At 61.8% G+C, this 343-nt stretch carries 1 pseudogene; it reads left to right on the plus strand.

Annotated features, from left to right (window positions below):
* Positions 1 to 343, plus strand: a pseudogene (locus tag AB3X86_RS38410) (hypothetical protein); the annotation flags it as partial.

Raw genomic sequence — 343 nt, forward strand, 5'->3', positions numbered from 1 at the left:
GATGCGCTGGCGGTGCATTACGACGATGCCGCGAAGGGCACGATCACGCTGGGTGGTGACAACAATGGCACGAAGATCAAGAACGTGGCCGCAGGTGACCTGTCGTCGACGAGCAAGGACGCGGTGAATGGTTCGCAGCTGTACGCGACGAACCTGCAGGTGGACCAGAACACCAAGTCGATTACCAACCTGGGCGACCAGGTAACGAACGTGTACGAGAAGGGCACGAAGTACTTCCACGCGAACTCGACGGGCGCGGATTCGTCGGCGCGGGGCAAGGACTCGGTGGCAATCGGTATGGGTGCGGTGTCGAACTACGCGAACGACGTGGCGCTGGGCGCAG

It is taken from the genome of Paraburkholderia sp. BR14374 (assembly GCF_040948685.1).
In the GTDB taxonomy this organism is placed as follows: domain Bacteria; phylum Pseudomonadota; class Gammaproteobacteria; order Burkholderiales; family Burkholderiaceae; genus Paraburkholderia; species Paraburkholderia youngii.